Annotated in this window: 3 protein-coding genes; all 3 read left to right on the top strand. The window is 49.6% G+C overall.

Translation table 11 applies throughout. The annotated features are described in order from the left end of the window. The first annotated feature begins 97 nt into the window (after positions 1-97). From htpG to H8D24_00095, 3 genes are read left to right on the top strand one after another with little or no spacing between them, the layout of a single operon-like run. On the top strand, positions 98-2,041 hold the full coding sequence (gene htpG / locus H8D24_00105) for a molecular chaperone HtpG (GenBank protein MBC8518796.1): 1,944 nt from the start codon (positions 98-100) through the stop codon (positions 2,039-2,041). 39 nt (positions 2,042-2,080) lie between these two features. Further along, positions 2,081-3,550 carry a D-alanyl-D-alanine carboxypeptidase/D-alanyl-D-alanine-endopeptidase gene (gene dacB / locus H8D24_00100; protein MBC8518795.1) on the top strand — a complete coding sequence of 490 codons (1,470 nt, stop codon included), beginning with the start codon at positions 2,081-2,083 and terminating at the stop codon, positions 3,548-3,550. Between the two features lie 22 nt (positions 3,551-3,572). Beyond that, positions 3,573-3,815, top strand: a complete 243-nt coding sequence (locus H8D24_00095; GenBank protein MBC8518794.1) for a BolA/IbaG family iron-sulfur metabolism protein — start codon at positions 3,573-3,575, stop codon at positions 3,813-3,815. Positions 3,816-3,818 lie beyond the last annotated feature (3 nt).

Genomic DNA, 3,818 nt, shown 5'->3' with positions numbered 1-3,818 from the left:
CTTGAAAACTGGTTTAACGCCCCCATAAAGGGAGGGCGTAGTTTGTGATATTTATAAGTAATTATTTAAAAAACAATGAGATGGAGTAAATAGAGAGATGGCGACAGAGACACAAGAAGCACACAAGGAGACGATGGGGTTTCAGGCTGAGGTAAAACAGCTGCTCAAACTGGTAATCAATTCACTGTATAGCAACAAGGAGATCTTCCTGCGTGAGCTAGTATCCAATGGGGCAGATGCCTGTGACAAGCTACGTTTTGAGGGGCTGTCCGATGATGCACTATTTGAGAATGATCCTGATCTGAAGGTCGAGATCACCATGGACAAGGATGCCAAGACTCTGACCATTGATGATAACGGTATCGGTATGAACCGTCAGGAGGTGATGGAGAATATTGGCACCATCGCCCGCTCAGGTACCAAATCATTTTTCGAGAAGCTGACTGGCGACCAGAAGCAGGATTCACATCTTATTGGCCAATTTGGTGTGGGTTTCTACTCCTCCTTTATTGTTGCAGACAAGGTAACGGTAGAGACACGACGTGCCGGCCTTACTACCGAGCACGGTGTGCGTTGGGAGTCATCAGGCGAGGGTGATTACACTCTTGAGACAATTGACAAGGAGCGTCGCGGCACCCGCATTACTCTACATCTGCGTGACGACGAGGAGGAGTTTCTCGATAGCTGGAAGATCAAATCACTGATACACAAATACTCCGAGCATATTACTCTGCCAATCATGATGGAAAATGATGCCCCGCCTCCTGCTGCGGAGGATGGAGATGAGTCATCAGAGCCTGCAGAGACGGTAGAGCAGGAGCCGTGGGAGCAGGTAAACAAGGCAACCGCACTCTGGTCGATGAACCGCAACGAGATTAGTGAGGATGAGTACAAGGAGTTCTACAAGAGTGTAGGGCACGACTGGCAGGATCCGATGGAGTGGATTCATGCGCGGGTAGAGGGAAACCTTGAGTACACCCAGCTACTATATCTTCCTGCCAAGGCGCCATTTGATCTGAATGACCGTGAGCGTTCTCATGGTATCAAGCTCTATGTGCGCCGTGTTTTCATTATGGAAGACACTGAAAAACTAATGCCAACTTACTTGAGGTTTATTCGGGGAGTGATTGATTCTAATGATCTTCCTCTTAACGTTTCTCGTGAGTTGTTGCAGAGCAGCAAGGTGGTGGATCAGATCAGCAAAGGCTCTGTGAAGAAGGTTCTGGGAATGCTTGAGGGTGTGGTCAAGAAGGGTGAAGAGGAGTACGCCAAGTTCTGGAGTGAGTTTGGGGCGGTGTTTAAGGAGGGGTTGATTGAGGATACCTCCAACCAGGAGCGTATCGCCAAGCTCTGTCGTTTTGCTACATCAAACAGTGAGAGTGCTACTCAGGATGTGTCGCTTGAGACCTACGTTGAGCGGATGCAGGATGGTCAGGAGAAGATCTACTACATCACAGCAGAGACCTATAACGCAGCGAAAAACAGCCCTCATTTAGAGGTCTTCCGCAAGAAGGAGATTGAGGTTCTACTACTTAGTGATCATGTCGATGAGTGGGTGGTGAACCATCTACGCGAGTTTGATGGCAAGTCTCTGGTATCAGTAACCCAGGGTGATCTGGATCTGGGTGACCTGGAAGACAAGAAGGAGAAGAAGGAGCAGAAGCAGGAAGAGGAGAGCTTCAAGAGTCTTATTGATCAGATGAAGGGTGTTTTGGGAGAGGAGGTTGAGGATATTCGTGTCAGCCACCGTCTTACCGATTCACCTGCATGTCTGGTGGCCAATGCCGGTGCCATGGATGCCAATATGGAGCGCATCATGAAGAGTATGGGACAGGAAGCTCCATCCTCCAAGCGTGTAATGGAGATCAATGTGCAGCATCCACTGGTCGAGCGCCTGCAGAATGAGACGGATGATGAGCGTTTTGCTGACTGGACCAGAATCCTGTTTGATCAGTCAATGCTCGCAGAGGGAAGTCAGCTGGATGACCCTGCCAGCTTTACTCGCCGTCTCAACGGACTGTTGCAGACACTTGCAGGATAGCTGTATGTACGTATGATTTGGTTATGTGTCCCCAAATCTATGCATAGAGTAGTATCCACCGTTTTCCTGCCCCTTGCCTCCCTGTTGTGGATGCAGGGGGTAGTTGCTGATGTGGTATCGGATATTGATGCCATCATTGATTCTCCCAAAACCCCTGCTGCAATTTGGGGGGTGAGGATTGAGGAGAGTAAGACAGGAAAGGTGCTCTATTCACGTAATGGGGATAGCCCTTTTGTCCCCGCCTCGGTTGCCAAGCTTGTTACTACGGCAACTGCTCTGGAGCGGCTGGGGTCCGATTACACCTTTACTACTCATCTCCAATTCCCGCACAAGACAATCCCCTTAAATGGGGTGATTCGTGGTGACATTCATATAATTGGCGGTGGTGACCCAACCCTTGGCACCGCAGAGGGGGCGGTAGGGCGCAGTTTTCTCAAGAGCTGGGCCAAACGTATGGTCAAGGAGGGGGTGAAACGTATTGATGGAGATATTGTCGGGATTGACGATATTTTTATTGATGAGCCTCTGGGTAAGGGATGGGCCTGGGATGATGAGAACTATGCGTTCTCGGCACAGTCATCAGGTCTGACAATTCATGGCGGTACCGTAGGTTACCGGATTGACAGGAACCGCAAGCAGAGTCTTAAGAAGAGCCAGATTCACCTCTATCCTGATACTGACTACATGAGCGTCGAGATCAAGAGAAGTGGTGAGAGCCGACAGGTGCAGATTGGTCGTGAACATGGCACCAATAACTTTGTGGTTGAGGTCCCGAAAAAAATGCGCAGGAATCCGGAGATGTCTGGCAAGGTCACTGTGGATAATCCAACTGCCTATACAGCAACTCTCTTCAAGGAGGCATTGGAGAGCGCAGGTATCAAGGTTGGTGGCAAGGCAGTTGATCGTGATCAGAACAGTGCTACAGCTGAAAATAGTGGTCTGGTCTGGACTCACCACTCCTCGCCGTTGAAGAATATTCTGCCGCTCGCCAATAAGAGGAGTATCAATCTGGTAGCAGAACATCTGTTGCGAGCCACTGGAATCAAGCGCAACAAGAGTGGAGAGGTTGTCAATCCTGGTTCTGTTGAGCGTGGCCTCAATGAGGTCAGACGTTTTATGGGTAAGCGCAAGATCAAGCCTTACCGGTATAGCCAGGTAGATGGGTCTGGGCTCTCACGTTACAATCTGTTAAGACCGGCAGATCTGGTAAAGGTGTTGAGGTTTATGGATAGCCATCCTCAATCCAGGGTGTTTCGTAAGTCACTATCCAGGGCTGGTCATGATGGAACACTGCGTTACCGTTTCCACGATACTGCACTGCAGGGCAGGGTCTGGGGCAAGACAGGTACACTCTCATCCGTTCGTGGGATTGCCGGATACCTGAAGAGTAAAAAAGGGAGAGAGCTGACCTTCTCAATCCTGGTGAATAATTACGCCTCTGGAAGTAGAAAAATCAGAAACCGGATTGATCGGATACTGCTCAAAGCAGCCCATTGGGCAGATAAGTGAGTGACGGCAAGGAGAACAGTTGATGGAGTTGGCAGAGATAAAGAATAGAATAGAGGATGGAATCCCGGGTGCAACTGCAGTGCTTGAGGGTGATGGCTGCAGCTGTGAGGCTACCGTCATCAGTGACAGCTTTGATGGGCAGGGTCTACTTGCACAACAGCGTGCAGTGATGGCAACAGTCAATGATGTTCTAGCCAGTGGTGAGCTACATGCGCTGTCCATCAAAACCTATACTACGGCACAGTGGGAACAGGTAGAAAAATAGCTA

Origin of the sequence: Candidatus Thiopontia autotrophica (assembly GCA_014384675.1) — a bacterium.
GTDB lineage: Bacteria > Pseudomonadota > Gammaproteobacteria.
The sequence above is the reverse complement of the archived record's forward strand: the minus strand, read 5'-3'. Positions and strand labels throughout refer to the sequence as shown.

What these genes read in the sequence shown, in the direction of transcription:
- htpG (MBC8518796.1), top strand. Translation starts at nt 98, where the DNA reads ATGGCGACAGAGACACAAGAAGCACACAAGGAGACGATGGGGTTTCAG.
- dacB (MBC8518795.1), top strand. Translation starts at nt 2,081, where the DNA reads ATGCATAGAGTAGTATCCACCGTTTTCCTGCCCCTTGCCTCCCTGTTG.
- H8D24_00095 (MBC8518794.1), top strand. Translation starts at nt 3,573, where the DNA reads ATGGAGTTGGCAGAGATAAAGAATAGAATAGAGGATGGAATCCCGGGT.